The following is a 17,200-nucleotide window of genomic DNA, read 5'->3' as shown; positions in this document are numbered from 1 at the left end:
GCTCTTACTTGATCAGACCATCCAGCGGCGAAGACGCGCTGGCGTAGAGTTTTTTCGGCATGCGGCCCGCGAGGTAGGCCAGGCGGCCGGCGACGATGGCGTGCTTCATGGCTTCGGCCATCAGGATCGGTTGTTGGGCATGGGCGATGGCCGAGTTCATCAGCACCGCTTCGCAACCCAGCTCCATGGCGATAGTGGCGTCGGAGGCGGTACCGACACCGGCATCCACCAACACCGGGATCTTGGCTTCTTCGAGGATGATCTGCAGGTTGTATGGGTTGCAGATCCCCAGGCCGGTGCCAATCAGGCCGGCCAGCGGCATGACCGCGATGCAGCCGATTTCCGCCAGTTGACGGGCGATGATCGGGTCATCGCTGGTGTAGACCATCACATCGAAACCTTCCTTGACCAGCGTCTCCGCAGCCTTGAGGGTTTCGATCACGTTGGGGAACAGGGTTTTCTGGTCCGCCAGCACTTCCAGCTTCACCAGGTTATGACCATCGAGCAGCTCACGGGCCAGGCGGCAGGTGCGCACGGCCTCGACGGCGTCGAAGCAACCGGCGGTGTTCGGCAGGATGGTGTAGCGATCCGGCGGCAGGATATCCAGCAGGTTCGGTTCGCCCGGGTTCTGGCCGATGTTGGTCCGGCGCACGGCGACGGTCACGATCTCGGCGCCCGAGGCTTCGATGGCCAGGCGGGTCTCTTCCATGTCGCGGTACTTGCCGGTGCCTACCAGCAAGCGCGACTGGTAGGTACGACCGGCCAGGACGAAGGGCTTGTCGCTACGAACGATGCTCATGGGAAATCCTCTGTAGGGGTGAGGTTCTTGCGAAATGCTTATCGGCCAAATGCTGTGAAAACGTCGCGAGCGAAGGAAAGACAAGGCAAAAACAGGCGAGGATGCGGGGTTTACGGGTTGTAAATGAGCATTCCGAGCCTGTTTTTAACGCAGTATTTCCGAGCGCAGCAGTTTTCACAGCATTTGGGTTAGCCGCCGCCGATGGCGTGAACCACTTCGACGCTATCACCGTCGTTCAAGGTGGTTTCGGCGTGCTGGCTGCGCGGGACGATATCCAGATTGAGTTCCACCGCGACGCGACGTCCGGCGAGTCCCAGACGGGTCAGCAGGGCCGCAACGGTTTCACCGTCGGGCAGTTCAAGGGGTTCGCCGTTCAACTGAATGCGCATGCCGGATGCCGCCATCACTTTTTAGGGGCTGGCATTCTAGCCCGATCAGTCTGGGTGACCCAAGTCCCTTGGTCAGCTTCAAGCTTCATGCGGCAAGTTGCAGGCGCCAGGCCGCGATGCCCAGGCACAACCAGCCGATCAGGAAGGCCACGCCGCCCAGGGGCGTGATGATGCCCAGCTTGCTGACGCCGGTGAGGGTCAGCAAATAAAGGCTGCCGGAGAACAGCAGGATGCCGATTACAAATGAAACCCCGGCCCAGGTGACGATGCGACCGGGAATGTGCGTGGCCAGCAGCGCAACGCCCAGCAGCGCCAAGGTGTGGATCAATTGGTAGGTGACGCCGGTGTGGAAAATCGCCAGGTAGTCGGCGCTCAGGCGGTTTTTCAGGCCATGGGCGGCAAACGCCCCCAGCGCCACGCCGGTGAAGCCGAAAAAAGCCGCCAGCATCAGAAAGCTACGCAACATGGGAACTCCAATCAGACTCGGTGGGCAGGGTCTGTATAATGGCCCGCTCGACGGGTTCGGCCAAGCCATCTCTATGCTGCGTACATTGTTTCGACGATTCCTAAAAGCCCTGCTCTGGTTCGCCGTCGGCAGCGTTGTGCTGGTGCTGCTGTTTCGCGTGGTGCCGCCGCCGTTCACCGCGCTGATGATCGAACGCAAGGTTGAATCCTGGTTCGATGGCGAACCCATCGACCTGCAGCGCGACTGGCAACCCTGGGACCAGATTTCCGACAACCTCAAGGTGGCGGTGATTGCCGGCGAAGATCAGAAATTCCCCGAGCATTGGGGCTTCGACATCGGCGCGATCCAGGCTGCGTTCGCCCATAACGGACGCGGCGGTTCGATTCGCGGCGCCAGCACCCTCAGCCAGCAAGTCTCCAAGAATCTATTCCTGTGGTCGGGCCGCAGTTGGCTGCGCAAAGGCCTGGAGGCCTGGTTCACCGCGCTGATCGAAGTGTTCTGGCCCAAGCAGCGGATCCTCGAGGTGTACCTAAACAGCGTCGAGTGGGATGACGGTGTGTTCGGTGCGGAAGCGGCGGCGCGGCATCACTTCCGCACCAGCGCCGGCGCCTTGTCCCGGCAACAGGCCAGCTTGTTGGCGGCGGTGCTGCCCAACCCGCGCAAATGGAGCGCCAGCCGACCGAGCCCCTATGTGCTACGGCGGGCGGGTTGGATTCGTCAGCAGATGAGCCAGCTGGGGGGCGACGGTTATTTGCTGGAACTCGATCATGCGCGGCGGGCGCCTTGGGCGCAGTAGCCAAGGCACCCATACTCAACTGTGGGAGCGAGCTTGCTCGCGATGACAATTGAGCACTCAGTAGAGATGTCGACTGACCCACCGCCATCGCGAGCAAGCTCGCTTCCACAAGGGACCCGGGTCGAATCCAACACCGCGCACAAACAAAAAACGCCCCGATCATCACTGGTCGGGGCGTTTTGTTTGTGGCCGTTATCGCAGGTCAAGCCGCAATCGACACCTTGAGCTTGTTCATCGCGCTCTTCTCAAGCTGGCGAATCCGCTCGGCCGACACGTTGTACTTCTGCGCCAGGTCGTGCAGCGTGGCTTTTTCCTCAGCCAGCCAGCGCTGGTAGAGGATGTCGCGGCTGCGCTCGTCCAGCACTTCCAGGGCTTCGTGCAGGTTGGTGTTGGAGTTGTCACTCCAGTCGGCGTCTTCCAGTTGACGCGCCGGGTCGTACCGGTGGTCTTCCAGATAGTTGGCCGGCGATTGGAAAGCACTGTCGTCGTCCGCTTCCGCGGCTGGGTCGAAGGCCATGTCGTGGCCAGTCAGGCGGCTTTCCATTTCGCGCACCTCACGAGGCTCTACGCCAAGGCTTTCGGCTACGCGATGGACTTCCTCGTTGCTCAGCCAGGCCAGGCGCTTCTTCTGGCTGCGCAGGTTGAAGAACAGCTTGCGCTGGGCCTTGGTGGTCGCGACTTTCACGATGCGCCAGTTGCGCAGGATGAATTCGTGGATTTCCGCCTTGATCCAGTGCACCGCAAACGACACCAGGCGTACCCCCATTTCCGGGTTGAAACGCTTGACTGCCTTCATCAGGCCAACGTTGCCTTCCTGGATCAGGTCGGCCTGGGCCAGCCCGTAGCCGGAATAGCTGCGGGCGATATGTACGACAAAACGCAGGTGGGCGAGCACCATCTGCCGAGCCGCCTCAAGATCCTGCTCATAATAGAGACTCTCGGCCAGTTCACGCTCCTGCTCAGGCGACAGCAATGGAATGCTGTTCACCGTGTGCACATAGGCCTCTAGGTTTGCACCCGGGACTAGCGCATAAGCAGGTTGCAAAGAAGTGGTCATACGAAAAAACCTCCGACTCACATAACTCGTGCAGTTCAGCACTGCGAAAATTGACCGGGAACCGTAGGACAAGTTCCCACAAAAACTGAAAGGTCAATACGCGCAAAAAACACTATTTTGGAGCAAGCTCACGCAGGTGGCGTGCTACCGCAATCCATGCACCGATATAACCCAACAGCACCGCGCCAAGCAAGAGCGACAGACCGTCGGCGACTGGCACACCGGCCAGCGAGAAATCGCTGCCGTACAAACCGGCCAGACCCACTACCGCATCGTTCAGCCAATCCAGGCCGAACGCCAATACGCCCCAGGACAGGATCCCGGCACCGAAGCCATACAGCGCCCCCATATAAAGGAAGGGCCTGCGTACATAACTGTCCGTACCGCCGACGAGTTTAATCACTTCTATCTCGGTGCGGCGGTTTTCAATATGAAGACGAATGGTATTGCCTATCACCAAAAGTAATGCGGAAACCAACAGCACCGTCAGGCCGAAGACAAACCGGTCGCCGAGCTTGAGTATCGCCGCAAGACGCTCGACCCAGACTAAATCAAGTTGCGCCTGCTGTACCTTGGGCAATTCGGAAAGTCTTTGTCTTAATGCTTCAAGGGTGGGCTTGTCGACCTCATTCGGCGTTACCAGCACCACGCCCGGCAGCGGGTTTTCCGGCAGTTCCTTGAGGGCTTCGCCCAGGCCGGATTGCTGCTGGAACTCCTCAAGCGCCTGTTCGCGCCCCACGTACTCGGCATCGGCCACGCCCGGCATGGCCTTGATCTGCTCACGCAAAGCCTCGCCTTCGCCTGGCGTCGCATCCAGTTGCAAATAAAGGGAGATCTGCGCCGCACGCTGCCAGGACCCACCCAGGCGTTCGACATTATTCAGCAGTAATGACAGGCCCATGGGCAGGCTCAAGGCCACTGCCATGACCATGCAGGTAAAGAAACTGCCGATGGGCTGTTTGCCCAGGCGCCGAAGGCTATCGAGCAGGCTGGCGCGATGGCTTTCGATCCAGGCATGCAGCAGCGTGGCGAAATCCGGACCGTCGTCATCGTCGCGTTTCTTTTTCGGCGGCTGCGGATCGGAGGCCTTGGGTGCCACACGCTCGGCCACTTTAGGGCTTCGGGTTGCGCTCATACACCTGCCTCCCCGTCACCGATCAGGCGGCCGCGTTGCAAGGTGAGCATGCGATGACGCATGCGTGCGATCAGGGCCAGGTCGTGACTGGCGATCAGTACGCTGGTGCCCAGACGGTTGATGTCTTCGAATACGCCCATGATCTCCGCCGCCAGTCGCGGGTCGAGGTTACCGGTGGGTTCATCCGCCAGCAGCAAGGCCGGACGGTGGACAATGGCGCGGGCGATACCCACGCGCTGCTGCTGGCCGGTGGACAGGTCGCCTGGGTAAAGGTCGGTCTTGTCCGACAGGGCCACACGCTCCAGGGCCGAATCCACGCGCTTGTTGATCTCGGCCTTGGACAACCCAAGGATCTGCAACGGCAGCGCGACGTTGTTGAACACCGTGCGGTCGAACAACAACTGGTGATTCTGGAATACCACGCCGATCTGGCGGCGCAAGAAGGGAATCTGGGCGTTGCTGATGGTGCTCAGGTCCTGACCAGCCAACAGCAGCTTGCCGGTGGTGGGCCGCTCCATCGCCAGCAGCAGGCGAAGCAAGGTGCTTTTACCGGCGCCGGAATGGCCGGTGACAAACAGAAACTCGCCCCGACGGACCCGAAAGCTCAGCTCATGCAAGCCGACGTGACCGTTCGGATAGCGTTTACCGACCTGTTCGAAACGAATCATGAATGCTCCCGCTCGGCAAACAGTGCCTGGACAAAAGGCTCGGCTTCAAAGGTGCGCAAATCGTCAATGCCTTCGCCCACGCCGATGTAGCGAATCGGCAGGCCGAACTGCTTGGCCAGGGCGAAAATCACCCCGCCCTTGGCGGTGCCGTCGAGCTTGGTCAGGGCCAACCCCGTCAGTTCGACGGTCTGGTTGAATTGCTTGGCCTGGCTGATGGCGTTCTGGCCGGTACCGGCGTCGAGCACCAGCAGGACCTCGTGAGGCGCATCGGCGTCGAGCTTGCCGATCACCCGGCGGACCTTCTTCAATTCTTCCATCAGGTTGTCTTTGGTGTGCAGGCGACCGGCCGTGTCGGCGATCAGCACATCGATGCCACGGGCCTTGGCGGCCTGCACGGCGTCGAAGATCACCGAAGCGGAATCGGCACCGGTGTGCTGGGCGATCACGGGGATCTTGTTGCGTTCGCCCCACACTTGCAGCTGTTCGACGGCAGCAGCGCGGAAGGTATCGCCGGCGGCGAGCATGACCTTCTTGCCTTCGAGTTGCAGCTTCTTCGCCAGCTTGCCGATGGTGGTGGTCTTGCCGGCACCGTTGACGCCCACGACCAAAATCACGAACGGCTTGTTCTGCGAGGCCACCACCAGCGGTTTTTCCACTGGCTTGAGCAGGTTGGTCAGTTCGCCTTGCAGGGATTTGTACAGTGCATCGGCATCGGTCAGCTGTTTGCGCGCGACCTTCTGGGTCAGGCTCTGGATGATCACGGAAGTGGCCTCGACGCCGACATCGGCGGTCAACAGGCGGGTCTCGATGTCTTCCAGCAACTCATCATCGATGACTTTCTTGCCCAGGAACAGGCTGGCCATGCCCTCGCCGATGCTGGCGCTGGTCTTGGACAGGCCCTGCTTCAAGCGGGCAAAGAAGCCGACCTTGCTCTCTTCGGCGGGCCGCGGCGGTTCGGCCGGGACCGGAACCTCTGCTGGCTCTGGTACAAGTTCTGGAACCGGAGCCACGACCACGGCGCTCGGTGTTTCCTCCGGTTGCGTCGGGGCGGGAATTGGCGGGGTGACGTGGGGCGCCTGGGCGTCCTCCACCAGCGCGACCGGCTCTTCCGCCACGGGCAGGGTCAGCCAGGGCGTCTGTCCGGCGGGCGGGGTCAAGGGTTGCTCGAGCACCGGCTCAACCACTGGCTCGGCTTCATGCTCGGCCGGCTGCAATACCGGTTCGGCAATCGGCAGGACAATGGGCGCGGCCTCTTCGGCCGCCGGGGCTTCGGCGGGCTCGGGCTGCGGTTGTGGCTGTTCGGCAGCGGTTTCCTGCGGTTTCTTGCGCAGCCATCCGAACAGGCTTTTTTTCTCGCCAGCCGCAGCTGGGGTCTTCTTGTCGTCGTTGGAACCAAACATGGAGGACGGCTATCTCACGGTAGCGACGCGCCACGAGGGCGCCTCGGTGATAAATATTCGATGCTGAACAGACTGCGTTTCATCCAGCTTGTTCACGCGCAACAGATTGTCGAAATGTCGCCAGGACACCTCTTGGTCAATTTTTTCGAAGGACTGGTACGGCATCATCGGCGAAAACGCGGGGATCCACGAAAAAAACCAACGTTAATGCCCAGAACCCAGACAACCTTGGGCCGATAAAAGACCCGATAGGCGTGGCCGCCAGTAAAACGGACCGTTATCCTAGCACCTCCTCGCCTGCTGCGGCTAAGACCCGGCAGGCAGCCCAACAGGTTTAAACACGAATGAATGCTCTTGCCCGCTGCGCCGCTGGCCTGCTGCTCGGCACGGTCTGCCTGCCTTTTCCAGCCTTGGCTGCCGATCCACAACCCACCCACGAATTTACCCTCGACAACGGCCTGAAGGTCGTCGTTCGCGAAGACCATCGCGCGCCGGTGGTGGTATCCCAGGTCTGGTACAAGGTCGGTTCCAGCTACGAAACACCGGGCCAGACCGGTTTGTCCCATGCCCTGGAACACATGATGTTCAAGGGCAGCGAGAAAGTCGGACCCGGCGAGGCGTCGCTGATCCTGCGCGACCTCGGTGCCGAAGAAAATGCCTTCACCAGCGACGATTTCACCGCCTATTACCAAGTACTGGCGCGCGATCGCCTGGGCGTGGCCTTCGAACTGGAAGCCGACCGCATGGCCAGCCTGCGCCTGCCGCCAGAAGAGTTCAGCCGCGAGATCGAAGTCATCAAGGAAGAGCGCCGCATGCGCACCGATGACAAGCCGATGTCCAAGGCCTTCGAACGCTTCAAGGCCATGGCGTACCCGGCCAGCGGCTACCACACGCCGACGATCGGCTGGATGGCCGATCTGGATCGGATGACTGTCGAGGAGCTGCGCCACTGGTACGAGTCCTGGTACACCCCGAACAACGCCACGCTGGTGGTGGTCGGCGACGTGACGCCAGACGAGGTCAAATCCCTGGCCCAGCGTTATTTCGGGCCGATTGCCCGGCGCCCGGTGCCGGTCGCGAAAATCCCCCTGGAGCTGGCCGAACCCGGCGAGCGCCAGATCACCCTGCATGTGCAGACCCAACTGCCGAGCGTGATGCTGGCCTTCAATGTGCCAAGCATCGCCACCGCGACGGACAAGGCATCGGTTAACGCGCTGCGGCTGATCTCGGCCCTGCTGGACGGCGGCTACAGCGGTCGGATCCCGACCCAGCTGGAGCGCGGCGAAGAATTGGTGTCCGGTGGCTCGTCGAACTACGACGCCTTTACCCGCGGCGACACGCTGTTCACCTTGTCGGCAACGCCCAACACGCAGAAAAACAAGACCCTCGCCCAGGCCGAAGCCGGCTTGTGGCGCTTGCTTGAACAGCTGAAAACCACCGCACCGACCGCCGAGGAGCTGGAACGCGTCCGCGCCCAGGTCATCGCCGGCCTGGTGTACGAGCGCGACTCGATCACCAGCCAGGCCACCGCCATCGGCCAGCTGGAAACCGTCGGCTTGTCCTGGAAGCTGATGGACAGCGAACTTGCCGAACTGCAAAGCGTGACCCCGCAGGACATCCAAAAGGCAGCCCAGCTGTATTTCACCCGCTCGCGCCTGAGCGTTGCGCACATCCTGCCCGAGGAGAAAGCTCATGAGTGAGCGCAAATCATCGCGCCTGGTGCTGATCGGCCTGGTCTTGATCGCCCTGGTCGGCGCCCTGGCCTTTTACCTGGCACCTTCAAGCGCCCCCAAGGCCAGCCAGGCATTGGACAAGGCCAAGTCCAGCAGCAAACTGCAATCCCTGGCCGAACTGAACGACAAGGCGCCCAGTCGGCGCCAGCTTGACGTGCAGACCTGGAAAACCGCCGAGGGCGCCAAGGTGCTGTTCGTCGAAGCCCGGGAGCTGCCGATGTTCGACCTGCGCCTGACCTTCGCCGCCGGCAGCAGCCAGGATGGCGACGCCCCCGGCCTCGCCCTGCTGACCAATGCCATGCTCAACGAAGGCGTCGCCGGCAAGGACGTCAGCGCCATTGCCCAAGGGTTCGAAAGCCTGGGTGCGGACTTCGGCAACGGCGCCTACCGGGACATGGCCGTGGCGTCTCTGCGCAGCCTCAGCGCAGCGGACAAGCGTGAGCCGGCCTTGGAGCTGTTCGCCGAAGTGGTCGGCAAACCGACCTTCCCCGCCGACTCCTTCGCCCGGATCAAAAACCAGATGCTCGACGGCTTCGAGTACCAGAAGCAGAATCCCGGCAAATTGGCGGGCCTGGAGCTGATGAAGCGCCTGTACGGCGAGCATCCGTATGCCCATTCCAGCGACGGCACCGCCGACAGCATTCCGCCGATCACCCTGGCCCAGGCCCGGGCCTTCCATGCCAAGGCCTATGCCGCCGGTAACGCCGTGATTGCGCTGGTGGGTGATTTGTCCCGCGCCGAGGCCGAAGCGGTTGCCAGCCAGGTGTCCGCCGCGCTGCCCAAAGGTCCGGCCCTGGCGAAGACCCCGGCACCGGCGGAGCCGAGGGCAAGCATCGGCCATATCGAATTCCCGTCCAAGCAGACCAACCTGATGCTCGCGCAATTGGGCATCGATCGCGACGACCCGGATTATGCGGCCGTTACCCTCGGCAACCAGATCCTCGGTGGGGGTGGTTTCGGTACGCGGTTAATGACGGAGGTGCGCGAGAAGCGCGGCCTGACCTATGGCGTCTACTCCGGCTTCACGGCGATGCAAGCCCGTGGCCCGTTCATGATCAACCTGCAAACCCGTGCGGAGATGAGCGAGGGCACTTTGAAGCTGGTTCAGGACGTGTTCGCCGATTACCTCAAGAATGGCCCGACCCAGAAGGAACTCGAAGACGCCAAGCGCGAACTGGCCGGCAGCTTCCCACTGTCCACCGCCAGCAATGCCGATATTGTCGGCCAGCTCGGCGCCATGGGCTTCTATGACCTGCCGCTGAGCTACCTGGAAGACTTCATGCGTCAGACCCAGGAACTGACGGTCGAGCAGGTGAAGACCGCACTGAACAAACATTTGAGCACCGACAAGATGGTCATCGTCACCGCTGGCCCGAGCGTGCCGCAAAAGCCGTTGCCGGCCCCCACTGACAAACCTGCCGAGCAGCCGCTCGGGGTCCCGGAGCATTAATGGCCCGCCCATCCAATCCCAGCAAGAAACCCGCGCACAACGGCGTGAACCAGTTGCGCATCATTGGCGGCGAATGGCGCAGCCGGCGCCTGAGCTTCCCCGATGCCCCTGGCCTGCGGCCGACCCCGGACCGGGTGCGGGAAACCCTATTCAACTGGCTCGCCCCTTACGTGGCGGGCGCAAAGGTGCTCGACCCGTTTGCCGGCAGCGGCGCGCTGTTTCTCGAGGCGCTGTCCCGTGGCGCCGCCATGGGCCAGGCGCTGGACGCCAGCAACGTGGCGGTTTCCAGCCTGAAGGAACACCTGGGGACCCTGCGTTGCACCGTTGGCCAGGTGCAAACCGCCGATGCGTTGCGCTACCTCGACAGCCAACCGGCGACGGCCTTCGACCTGGTGTTTCTCGACCCGCCTTTCAACCAGAACCTGTTGCCGGCGGTCTGCGCCTTGCTCGAGGAACGTCAGTGGCTGGCCGAGGATGCCTGGATCTACACTGAAAGCGAAACCGCCCCGTCCACCCTGGGCTTGCCGGGCAACTGGCGCTTGCACCGCGAGCAGAAATCCGGACGGGTGTATTACGCCTTGTGGCAGCGTCTGACAAAGGACATTGGCTGAACGGCTGACCAGTGCATCGAGAATAATAATGATGTCCGCCGCATCTGAACGTTTCGCCCCGGCTCCGGGGCTCGGCAATCCACACCTGCAAACCTTGTGGGGCCCCTTGTGGCGCAAGACCACGCACATCGCTCGTCAACGCGAGCGCTTGTGGCTCGAGGATGGCGATTTCCTCGATCTCGACTGGTACGGCCCCCACAGCGCCGAAGCGCCATTGGTACTGGTGCTTCATGGGTTGACGGGCTCTTCCAACTCGCCTTACGTGGCCGGTTTGCAGCAGGCTCTCGATCGCCAGGGCTGGGCCAGTGCAGCCTTGAACTGGCGCGGCTGCTCGGGCGAGCCGAACCTGTTACCCCGCAGCTATCACTCTGGCGTCAGCGAAGACTTGGCAGCCGCCCTTGCTCATCTGCGAGCCCGGCGACCCTTGGCGCCATTGTTTGCAGTGGGTTATTCACTGGGCGGCAATGTGTTGCTCAAGCACTTGGGGGAAACCGGTAGCCGCAGCCAGTTGCAAGGCGCGGCGGCGGTCTCGGTGCCGTTTCGCCTCGACCAGTGCGCCGATCGCATCGGCCAGGGATTTTCCAAGTTCTACCAGGCGCACTTTATGCGGCAAATGGTGGCCTACGTACGCAACAAGCAACGCCAGTTCCTGCACGACGGACGTCATGAGGGCCTGGCAACCCTGGCGGCGCTTGGCCCGCTGGAGAACATGCGCACCTTCTGGGATTTCGATGGCCGGGTAACGGCGCCCCTGCATGGGTTTTCCGACGCCGCGGATTATTACCGTCGCGCCTCCAGCCGTTACTTCCTGGCGGATATCAGCACGCCGACCCTGGTTATCCAGGCCGCCGACGATCCGTTCGTGTTTCCCCACAGCCTGCCCGAACCCGGCGAGTTATCCGCCTCGACCCAATTTGAGCTGCACGCCAGGGGTGGGCATGTGGGGTTTGTCGATGGCACCTTGCGGTGTCCAGGGTATTACCTGGAACGGCGCATTCCGGATTGGCTGGCCAGCCTGGGTCGCGGGTGACTAAGACACGAATCTGCCCAAGGCCCATGTGGGAGTGAGCTTGCTCGCGATAGCGGCGTGGCAGGCGATGCAGATACGGGCTGTCAGGCCGCCTTCGCGAGCAGGCTCGCTCCCACAGGTTTTTGTGGTGTCCATGAATTCGCCACCTGGCGCGGATCCCATGTGGGAGCGAGGTCGCTCGCGATGGCTCTGGACAGCTGCTATTCGCCCTTCGCCACACCGCGCTGGGGATCATTGATCCACTCACTCCACGAGCCCGCGTACAACTGCCCCAAGGGATACCCCGCCAGGCTCAAGGCAAACAGGTTATGGCACGCCGTCACGCCAGAGCCGCAGTAGGCCACCAGCCCGGTCGGCGAGCGATCGCCCAGTTTTTCGGCGAAGCGTTGCTTGAGCTGGTCGACCGGCAGGAACCGCCCATCCGCGCCGAGGTTGTCGGTGAAGGCTGCGCATTGTGCCCCCGGGATGTGTCCGGCCACCGGGTCGATCGGCTCGACTTCCCCCTTGAACCGTGGCAGCGCTCGTGCATCCAGCAAGGTCATGCCAGGCTGGCCAAGGCGTTGCTGCAACGTGCTGGCATCGACCAGCAAATCCGCATCCGGCGTGCCACTGAAGGTCCCGGGCACCGTGGCAGGCGGATCCAGGCTCAGGGGCAAGCCGGCCGCGTGCCAGGCCTTGAGCCCTCCGTCGAGGAGATGGACGCCGTCCCGCTTGCCCAGCCAAGCCAGCAGCCACCAGGCCCGGGCGGCATAGGCACCGGGGCCATCGTCATACAGCACGATGTCACTGTCGTTGTTGATGCCCCAGGCCCGGAGGCGCGCGATCAAGGCGTCAGGACCGGGCAAAGGGTGGCGCCCGGTCACACCCTTGAGGACCGGCCCGCTCAAATCCCGCTCCAGGTCCGCGAACGATGCACCGGCAATATGGCCCTCGGCGTAACTGCGCTGGCCATAGTCCGGATCATCCAGGGCAAAACGACAATCGAGGATGACCAACCCGGGTTGCGACCGCCTCTGTTCAAGGGCCTGGGGGCTGATAAGTTGCGCGATGGGCATGGTGAGCTCCTGTGATTGAAACAAGGGAGGGCCGAACCTACTGCCCCTCCTCAAGGGTCTGGGCCAGCGGGACATAAAACTCTTTGAACAGATCATCCACCGCTTCACGGGCCTCGTCGGTCACAAAACCCGCCTCCAGCACCAGCACTTGATAGACACCGCGCTTGATCGCCTGCTCGCTCAGATGGCTGGAGTTTTCCCGGGTCGTGCAGAGGAAACGTACCCAGGAGGTCAGGATAATCCAGGCATTGAGGGTCAGGGATTCGATCTGCACCCGGTCCATCTTCAGGATACCGGCAGCGACGAAGCCTTCGTAGATCGCGGTGCCATGGATCAGGCAGCGCTGGGAGAACCGTCGATAGCGGGCCGCCAGTTCCGCGTCACTGTCGAGCAGATGCTCCAGGTCCCGATGCAAGAAACGGTAGCGCCACATCGCCGAGAGCAGTTCCTGCAGATAGAAGCGCTTGTCGTCCACCGTGGCCGCGCGGCCCTGGGGCGGGCGCAGGAAGCTGTCCACCAGGTTTTCGTATTCGCTGAACAGCACGGCGATGATCGCCTGCTTGTTGGGGAAATGGTAATAGAGGTTGCCCGGGGACATGTCCATGTGGGCAGCAATGTGATTGGTGCTGACACTGCGCTCGCCCTGCCGATTGAACAACTCCAGGCTGTTCTGCACGATGCGCTCGCTGGTTTTTATTCGTGGGGCCATGGCTTGGGCTTTAATTCAAAAGTCAGTGGGAGGCATCTTACGACCTATCGGTCACGGGATAAAACCCAAGCAATTTTACAGGTCCTCATTTGACTTTCTAGAGCATTAGCTCTAGAAAGCACCGACTCCAATAATAAATCCGGTGCCCACCATGCCCGCCGACGTTGCTTACCTGCACGAGTCCCAACAGCAACTGGAAGAGCTCCGGGCATCGTTCGATGCCCAGCGCCTGGCCTACGCAGCCCATCCGATGCCACCGGCTGGACAGCGCCTGCAATGGCTCAAGGCATTGCGCGAACTGTTGAGCCATGAACGGCAGGCGTTGATCAATGCGATCAGCCAGGACTTCAGCCACCGCAGCCCAGACGAAACGCTGCTCGCCGAGCTGATGCCGAGCCTGCATGGCATCCATTACGCCAGCCGGCACCTGAAGGGCTGGATGAAACCCTCCCGACGCAAGGTCGGCGTGGCGTTCCAGCCGGCGTCGGCCAAGGTCGTCTACCAGCCGCTGGGCGTTGTCGGGGTCATCGTGCCTTGGAACTATCCGCTGTTCCTGGCGATCGGACCGTTGGTGGGGGCGCTGTCGGCGGGCAACCGAGTGATGCTCAAGCTCAGCGAGTCGACGCCTGCCACCGGCTTGCTGCTCAAGCAACTGCTGGCCCGGATCTTTCCCCAGGACCTGGTGTGCGTCGTGCTGGGCGAAGCGGACGTCGGCGTTGCGTTCTCCCGGCTGCCCTTCGACCACCTGTTGTTTACCGGCGCCACCAGCATCGGCAAGCATGTGATGCGTGCCGCTGCTGAAAACCTCACCCCCGTTACCCTTGAGCTGGGTGGCAAGTCCCCCGCCATCGTGTCCGAGGATGTCCCACTCAAGGACGCCGCCCAACGCATCGCCTTCGGCAAGACCCTCAATGCCGGACAGACCTGTGTCGCGCCCGACTACGTGCTGGTGCCGCAGAACCGCGTCGGGGCATTCGTCGAGGCGTATCGTGAGGCGGTCCGTGGTTTTTATCCGACGCTGGCTGACAACCCGGACTACACCGCCATCATCAACGAGCGACAACTGGCACGGCTCAACGGCTACATCAGCGATGCCACCAGCAAAGGCGCCTTGCTGATCGAGCTGTTCGACCAGGGCCAGGGACGACGCATGGCCCATAGTCTGCTGCTCAACGTCACGGATGACATGACCGTCATGCAGGACGAGATCTTCGGCCCGCTGCTGCCGATCGTGCCTTATGCAGATTTGAACCAGGCGTTTGCCTACATCAATCAGCGACCTCGCCCGCTGGCGCTCTACTATTTCGGCTACAACAAGGCCGAGCAGGATCGCGTACTGACCGAAACCCATTCCGGCGGCGTCTGCCTGAACGACACCCTGTTGCACGTGGCCCAGGACGACATGCCTTTCGGCGGCATTGGTGCCTCGGGGATGGGGCACTATCACGGACACGAGGGGTTCCTGACCTTCAGCAAGGCCAAGGGCGTGCTGGTGAAGCAGCGATTCAACGCCGCGAAACTGATCTATCCCCCCTACGGCAAGCCTTTGCAGAAACTGATCCAGAAGCTGTTCATCCGCTGACAGAGCCTCCCAGGGGAATAACAAGAATGAACCCAAGCCTGACCGATACGCCCACCCTGTCGCGGCGGGGCTTGCTGCACTTGAGCCTCGGCGCCGGCGCGTTTCTCGCCACGGTCGGATTGGGGGCCACGTTGAGCGGTTGCTCCACCAGCCAGCCGGCCAGCGGCCTGGTGGCATTGCGTGACAGTGACCTGCCATTTTTGCGTGCGGTCATTGCGGTGATGCTGAACGGCGCCGTGACGGCGCAAACGCTCGACGCCGCCGCCCAAGCCACGTTGCAGAGCCTGGATCGCGGCCTGGCGCACCTGTCCCCGTCCATGCTCAAACTCACGCGCCAGCTCTTCGATGTGCTCACGCTGGGTATCACTCGCGGACCACTGACCGGGATCTGGGGTGCGTGGGAAAACGCCAGCGCCGAGGACATCCAAGCGTTTCTGGCACGGTGGGAAAACAGCTCGCTGAGCTTGTTGCGCCAAGGTCACGGCTCATTGCTGCAAATGGTGATGATGGCTTGGTACAGCTGCCCGGAATCCTGGGGCCATTGCGGATACCCAGGGCCGCCAGTGGTTTGAAAACCAAGCGAATACTGTGGGAGCGAGCCTGCTCGCGATAGCGGTGTGTCAGCTGACACACCGCAACTGATCCGACGCGTTCGCGAGCAGGCTCGCTCCCACCGGGATCTTCCTCGCAATCCATGACAACAAGGGAACCCTGGCATGCCCGTACCCGATCCATTTCGCGAAGGCCTCGCCCGTGGCTGGAACACCTACAACGGCGCGCAACTGGCCGAGGACCTCACGCTGGAAGCCGATGTGGCGATCATCGGCAGCGGCGCCGGCGGCGGTACCACGGCGGAGATTCTCAGTGCTGCCGGCTACAAGGTGCTGCTGATCGAGGAAGGCCCGCTCAAGACCAGCCACGACTTCAAGCTGCGCGAGGACCAGGCCTATACCAGCCTGTACCAGGAGGGCCTCGGGCGCATGAGCAAGGACGGCGCCATTACCATTCTCCAGGGGCGGGCGGTGGGCGGCACGACCCTGGTCAACTGGACATCGAGCTTTCGCACGCCTACGCAAACCCTTGAGCACTGGGCCGCCGAGCACAACGTCAAGGGTCACAGTGCCGCCGAGATGGCGCCTTGGTTCGAACGCATGGAGCAGCGCCTCGGTGTGGCGCCCTGGCTGATGCCACCCAACGCCAACAACGACGTGATTCGCAAGGGCTGCGAGCAATTGGGCTACAGCTGGCACGTCATCCCGCGCAACGTGCGCGGTTGCTGGAACCTGGGTTATTGCGGCATGGGCTGCCCGACCAACGCCAAGCAGTCGATGCTCGTCACCACGATACCGGCCACGCTGGACAAGGGTGGCGCGCTGCTTTACCTGGCGCGAGCCGAGCGTCTGACGATCAAGAACGACACCGTCGTCAGCCTCGAATGCCAGGCCATGGACGAGCGTTGCGTAGCGCCGACCGGGCGACGCATCACCGTCAAGGCCCGGCACTACGTGCTTGCCGGCGGCGGCATCAACAGCCCCGCCCTGTTGCTGCGCTCCGATGCGCCGGACCCTCACGGGCGCCTGGGCAAGCGTACGTTCCTGCATTTGGTGAACATGTCGGCCGGCCAGTTCGATGAAGTCATCAATCCGTTCTACGGCGCGCCCCAATCGATTTACTCCGATCACTTCCAATGGCAGGACGGTATCACCGGCAAAATGTCCTACAAGCTTGAGGTACCTCCCTTGCATCCCGCGCTCGCCGCCACGTTGCTGGGAGGCTTCGGCAAGGAAAATGCCGCGCACATGGCGCACCTGCCCCACACCCACGCCATGCTGGCGCTGCTGCGTGATGGCTTTCATCCCGACAGTCCCGGTGGTGCCGTCGAGCTGCGCAGCGACGGCACGCCGGTGCTCGACTATCAGGTTTCGCCCTATGCCTGGGACGGCCTGCGCCGAGCGTTCCACAGCATGGCCGAGATTCAGTTTGCCGGCGGGGCCAGGGCCGTCATGCCGATGCACAGCGATGCCCACTACGTGAAAAGCCTGGCTGAGGCACGGGTGATGATCGACGGGCTCGACCTCGCCCTCTACCGCACGCGCCTGGGCAGCGCCCATGTCATGGGCGGCTGTGCCATGGGCGAAGATCCAGGCTCAGCCGTGGCCGACAGCCTTGGCCGTCACCACCAACTGGACAACCTGTCGATCCACGACGGCTCGCTGTTCCCCACCAGCATCGGCGCCAATCCACAGTTGTCGGTGTATGGGCTGACGGCGAAACTGGCGTCGAATCTAGCCGAACGCCTGAAAAAGTCATGAAAATATGC

General features: G+C 62.4%; 17 protein-coding genes. 8 read left to right on the top strand and 9 right to left on the bottom strand.

Annotated elements, in window-relative coordinates; all coding sequences use genetic code 11:
* Positions 1-4: 4 nt before the first annotated feature.
* The 3 genes from M8Q45_RS26730 to M8Q45_RS26720 form a co-directional block, all read right to left on the bottom strand.
* Complete coding sequence (locus M8Q45_RS26730; protein WP_249877051.1) at positions 5-799, bottom strand: thiazole synthase; 795 nt, start codon at positions 797-799, stop codon at positions 5-7.
* A gap of 188 nt (positions 800-987) precedes the next feature.
* The gene (gene thiS / locus M8Q45_RS26725; RefSeq protein WP_249877050.1) at positions 988-1,188 is read right to left on the bottom strand and encodes a sulfur carrier protein ThiS; all 201 of its coding nucleotides are present in this window, start codon (positions 1,186-1,188) and stop codon (positions 988-990) included.
* 85 nt (positions 1,189-1,273) lie between these two features.
* Positions 1,274-1,654, bottom strand: a complete 381-nt coding sequence (locus M8Q45_RS26720) for a DUF423 domain-containing protein (RefSeq protein ID WP_249877049.1) — start codon at positions 1,652-1,654, stop codon at positions 1,274-1,276.
* A gap of 73 nt (positions 1,655-1,727) precedes the next feature.
* Here M8Q45_RS26720 and mtgA point away from each other — a divergent pair, with 73 nt between their 5' ends.
* Entirely contained in the window at positions 1,728-2,450 is a 723-nt protein-coding gene (gene mtgA / locus M8Q45_RS26715) for a monofunctional biosynthetic peptidoglycan transglycosylase (protein ID WP_249877048.1), read from the top strand.
* Positions 2,451-2,652: 202 nt separating this feature from the next.
* Here mtgA and rpoH read toward each other — a convergent pair whose 3' ends face one another.
* From rpoH to ftsY, 4 genes are all read right to left on the bottom strand, one after another.
* On the bottom strand, positions 2,653-3,507 hold the full coding sequence (gene rpoH / locus M8Q45_RS26710; RefSeq protein ID WP_030137921.1) for an RNA polymerase sigma factor RpoH: 855 nt from the start codon (positions 3,505-3,507) through the stop codon (positions 2,653-2,655).
* A gap of 112 nt (positions 3,508-3,619) precedes the next feature.
* Positions 3,620-4,642 (bottom strand): permease-like cell division protein FtsX, encoded by a 1,023-nt coding sequence (gene ftsX, locus M8Q45_RS26705; RefSeq protein ID WP_030137922.1) that lies wholly within the window; start codon positions 4,640-4,642, stop codon positions 3,620-3,622.
* Positions 4,639-5,310, bottom strand: coding sequence for a cell division ATP-binding protein FtsE (ftsE, locus tag M8Q45_RS26700; protein ID WP_030137923.1), 672 nt, complete (start codon positions 5,308-5,310; stop codon positions 4,639-4,641). The genes ftsX and ftsE overlap by 4 nt, the downstream gene beginning before the upstream one ends.
* Complete coding sequence (gene ftsY, locus M8Q45_RS26695) at positions 5,307-6,710, bottom strand: signal recognition particle-docking protein FtsY (protein ID WP_249877047.1); 1,404 nt, start codon at positions 6,708-6,710, stop codon at positions 5,307-5,309. The genes ftsE and ftsY overlap by 4 nt, the downstream gene beginning before the upstream one ends.
* 344 nt (positions 6,711-7,054) lie before the next feature.
* Between ftsY and M8Q45_RS26690 the strand changes: the two genes are divergently transcribed.
* From M8Q45_RS26690 to M8Q45_RS26675, 4 genes are read left to right on the top strand one after another with little or no spacing between them, the layout of a single operon-like run.
* A complete protein-coding gene (locus M8Q45_RS26690; protein ID WP_249877046.1) occupies positions 7,055-8,410 on the top strand; it encodes a M16 family metallopeptidase in 1,356 nt (451 codons plus the stop codon).
* A complete protein-coding gene (locus M8Q45_RS26685) occupies positions 8,403-9,893 on the top strand; it encodes a M16 family metallopeptidase (protein WP_249877045.1) in 1,491 nt (496 codons plus the stop codon). The genes M8Q45_RS26690 and M8Q45_RS26685 overlap by 8 nt, the downstream gene beginning before the upstream one ends.
* A complete protein-coding gene (gene rsmD / locus M8Q45_RS26680; RefSeq protein ID WP_249877044.1) occupies positions 9,893-10,504 on the top strand; it encodes a 16S rRNA (guanine(966)-N(2))-methyltransferase RsmD in 612 nt (203 codons plus the stop codon). Before M8Q45_RS26685 ends, rsmD begins: the two co-directional genes overlap by 1 nt.
* Positions 10,505-10,535: 31 nt before the next feature.
* The gene (locus M8Q45_RS26675; protein ID WP_249877043.1) at positions 10,536-11,534 is read left to right on the top strand and encodes a hydrolase; all 999 of its coding nucleotides are present in this window, start codon (positions 10,536-10,538) and stop codon (positions 11,532-11,534) included.
* Between the two features lie 200 nt (positions 11,535-11,734).
* Here the strand turns inward: M8Q45_RS26675 and M8Q45_RS26670 are convergent, their stop codons facing one another.
* Both M8Q45_RS26670 and M8Q45_RS26665 read right to left on the bottom strand, forming a co-directional pair.
* Positions 11,735-12,589 (bottom strand): sulfurtransferase, encoded by an 855-nt coding sequence (locus M8Q45_RS26670; protein WP_249877042.1) that lies wholly within the window; start codon positions 12,587-12,589, stop codon positions 11,735-11,737.
* Positions 12,590-12,626: 37 nt separating this feature from the next.
* The gene (locus M8Q45_RS26665; RefSeq protein WP_030137930.1) at positions 12,627-13,298 is read right to left on the bottom strand and encodes a TetR/AcrR family transcriptional regulator; all 672 of its coding nucleotides are present in this window, start codon (positions 13,296-13,298) and stop codon (positions 12,627-12,629) included.
* 151 nt (positions 13,299-13,449) lie between these two features.
* Between M8Q45_RS26665 and M8Q45_RS26660 the strand changes: the two genes are divergently transcribed.
* The 3 genes from M8Q45_RS26660 (at position 13,450) to M8Q45_RS26650 (ending at position 17,192) form a co-directional block, all read left to right on the top strand.
* Entirely contained in the window at positions 13,450-14,880 is a 1,431-nt protein-coding gene (locus M8Q45_RS26660; RefSeq protein WP_249877041.1) for a coniferyl aldehyde dehydrogenase, read from the top strand.
* Positions 14,881-14,906: 26 nt separating this feature from the next.
* Entirely contained in the window at positions 14,907-15,452 is a 546-nt protein-coding gene (locus M8Q45_RS26655; protein WP_249877040.1) for a twin-arginine translocation pathway signal protein, read from the top strand.
* 144 nt (positions 15,453-15,596) lie between these two features.
* Positions 15,597-17,192, top strand: coding sequence for a GMC family oxidoreductase (locus M8Q45_RS26650; RefSeq protein ID WP_249877039.1), 1,596 nt, complete (start codon positions 15,597-15,599; stop codon positions 17,190-17,192).
* Positions 17,193-17,200: the final 8 nt, after the last annotated feature.

Source organism: Pseudomonas sp. T1.Ur (assembly GCF_023516725.1).
Lineage (GTDB): Bacteria > Pseudomonadota > Gammaproteobacteria > Pseudomonadales > Pseudomonadaceae > Aquipseudomonas > Aquipseudomonas alvandae.
This window is presented reverse-complemented; position numbering and strand designations above follow the sequence as displayed.